Source organism: Pseudoalteromonas sp. T1lg48, assembly GCF_002964785.1.
In the GTDB taxonomy this organism is placed as follows: domain Bacteria; phylum Pseudomonadota; class Gammaproteobacteria; order Enterobacterales; family Alteromonadaceae; genus Pseudoalteromonas.
This window is the reverse complement of sequence record NZ_PQCC01000007.1, coordinates 1-3,141: the sequence shown is the minus strand read 5'-3', so window position 1 is coordinate 3,141 and position 3,141 is coordinate 1. Positions and strand designations below refer to the sequence as shown.

Here is a 3,141-nt window from a genome sequence, read left to right as displayed (position 1 = left end):
TTGCTCTTTAAAAATTTGGAAAGCTGATAAAAACTTTGAATTGTTCAATTTTGAATGATTTAGAGTTCTCAATAAGTAAAGAAATATGCCAGTCAATTGAAAGATTGATTGTGCGTCTACTTTAGTATTCTAACTTCTGGCGAAGTTAAACAGTCCTTGAAATACACACCCTTTTGGGTTGTATGGTTAAGTGACTAAGCGTACACGGTGGATGCCTTGGCAGTTGGAGGCGATGAAGGACGTATTAACTTGCGATAAGCCTGGTCAAGCTAGTAAAAAGCGCTTGAGGCCAGGATTTCCGAATGGGGAAACCCACCTGCTTGCAGGTATCTTGCACTGAATACATAGGTGTAAGAGGCGAACGCGGAGAACTGAAACATCTAAGTACCCGTAGGAAAAGAAATCAACCGAGATTCCGAAAGTAGCGGCGAGCGAAATCGGAGCAGCCCTTAAGCTTATTTGATGTTAGTGGAAGCCTCTGGAAAGTGGCACGATACAGGGTGATAGTCCCGTACACGACAATGTCTTATAAGTGAAATCGAGGTAGGTCGGAGCACGTGAAACTTTGACTGAATATGGGGGGACCATCCTCCAAGGCTAAATACTCCCAACTGACCGATAGTGAACCAGTACCGTGAGGGAAAGGCGAAAAGAACCCCTGTGAGGGGAGTGAAATAGAACCTGAAACCGTGTACGTACAAGCAGTAGGAGCCCTTCGAGGGTGACTGCGTACCTTTTGTATAATGGGTCAGCGACTTATATTTTGTAGCGAGGTTAACCGATTAGGGTAGCCGTAGTGAAAGCGAGCGTTAACTGCGCGTTGAGTTGCAAGGTATAGACCCGAAACCCGGTGATCTAGCCATGGGCAGGTTGAAGGTTGAGTAACATCAACTGGAGGACCGAACCCACTAACGTTGAAAAGTTAGGGGATGACCTGTGGCTAGGAGTGAAAGGCTAATCAAACCGGGAGATAGCTGGTTCTCCCCGAAATCTATTTAGGTAGAGCCTCGGACGAATACCATTGGGGGTAGAGCACTGTTTGGGCTAGGGGGTCATCCCGACTTACCAACCCCATGCAAACTCCGAATACCAATGAGTACTATCCGGGAGACACACGGCGGGTGCTAACGTCCGTCGTGGAGAGGGAAACAACCCAGACCGCCAGCTAAGGTCCCAAAGTGTATGTTAAGTGGGAAACGATGTGGGAAGGCTAAAACAGCTAGGAGGTTGGCTTAGAAGCAGCCACCCTTTAAAGAAAGCGTAATAGCTCACTAGTCGAGTCGGCCTGCGCGGAAGATGTAACGGGGCTAAACATACCACCGAAGCTGCGGCTGCGAACTTAGTTCGCGGGGTAGGGGAGCGTTGTGTAAGTGGCTGAAGGTGTGCCGGGAGGCATGCTGGACATATCACAAGTGCGAATGCTGACATGAGTAACGATAATGCGGGTGAAAAACCCGCACGCCGGAAGACCAAGGGTTCCTATCCCATGTTAATCAGGGTAGGGTGAGTCGACCCCTAAGGCGAGGCCGAAAGGCGTAGTCGATGGGAAACGGGTTAATATTCCCGTACTTGGTATAAATGCGATGGGGGGACGGAGAAGGCTAGGCAGGCACGGCGTTGGTTGTCCGTGTGAAAGTATGTAGGCTTGAATCTTAGGAAAATCCGGGATTCTTTAAGGCTGAGATACGAGACGACACTCTACGGAGTGGAAGCTGTTGGTGCCATACTTCCAGGAAAAGCCTCTAAGCTTCAGTTTATACCGAATCGTACCCCAAACCGACACAGGTGGTCAGGTAGAGAATACTAAGGCGCTTGAGAGAACTCGGGTGAAGGAACTAGGCAAAATAGTACCGTAACTTCGGGAGAAGGTACGCTCTTGAGTGTGAAGGACTTGCTCCGTAAGCATTCGAGAGTCGCAGTGACCAGGTGGCTGGGACTGTTTATTAAAAACACAGCACTGTGCTAAATCGCGAGATGACGTATACGGTGTGACACCTGCCCGGTGCCGGAAGGTTAATTGATGGGGTTAGTCCTCGGACGAAGCTCTTGATCGAAGCCCCGGTAAACGGCGGCCGTAACTATAACGGTCCTAAGGTAGCGAAATTCCTTGTCGGGTAAGTTCCGACCTGCACGAATGGTGTAACCATGGCCACGCTGTCTCCACCCGAGACTCAGTGAAATTGAAATCGCAGTGAAGATGCTGTGTACCCGCGGCTAGACGGAAAGACCCCGTGAACCTTTACTACAGCTTGGCACTGAACATTGAGCCTACATGTGTAGGATAGGTGGGAGGCTTTGAAGCAGAGACGCCAGTTTCTGTGGAGCCATCCTTGAAATACCACCCTTGTATGTTTGATGTTCTAACGTTGGCCCCTGAATCGGGGTTGCGGACAGTGCCTGGTGGGTAGTTTGACTGGGGCGGTCTCCTCCCAAAGAGTAACGGAGGAGCACGAAGGTTGGCTAAGTACGGTCGGACATCGTACGGTTAGTGTAATGGTAGAAGCCAGCTTAACTGCGAGACAGACACGTCGAGCAGGTACGAAAGTAGGTCATAGTGATCCGGTGGTTCTGAATGGAAGGGCCATCGCTCAACGGATAAAAGGTACTCCGGGGATAACAGGCTGATACCGCCCAAGAGTTCATATCGACGGCGGTGTTTGGCACCTCGATGTCGGCTCATCACATCCTGGGGCTGAAGTCGGTCCCAAGGGTATGGCTGTTCGCCATTTAAAGTGGTACGCGAGCTGGGTTTAGAACGTCGTGAGACAGTTCGGTCCCTATCTGCCGTGGGCGTTTGAGAATTGAGAGGGGCTGCTCCTAGTACGAGAGGACCGGAGTGGACGAACCGCTGGTGTTCGGGTTGTGATGCCAATTGCATTGCCCGGTAGCTACGTTCGGAATCGATAACCGCTGAAAGCATCTAAGCGGGAAGCGAGCCTCGAGATGAGTTCTCACTTGGAGTTTAACTCCACTGAAGGGCCGTTGAAGACTACAACGTTGATAGGCAGGGTGTGGAAGCGCTGTGAGGCGTTAAGCTAACCTGTACTAATTACCCGTGAGGCTTAACCATACAACACCAAAATGGTGTGAGACTGTTAAGTTAGAAGTTAGAAATTAAGACTGAAGTAGACACTTACTTAT

At 50.0% G+C, this 3,141-nt stretch carries 1 rRNA gene; it reads left to right on the top strand.

The window, feature by feature from the left end:
• The first annotated feature begins 184 nt into the window (after positions 1-184).
• Positions 185-3,070, top strand: a 23S ribosomal RNA gene (locus C2M29_RS08615).
• The last annotated feature ends 71 nt before the right edge of the window (positions 3,071-3,141 follow it).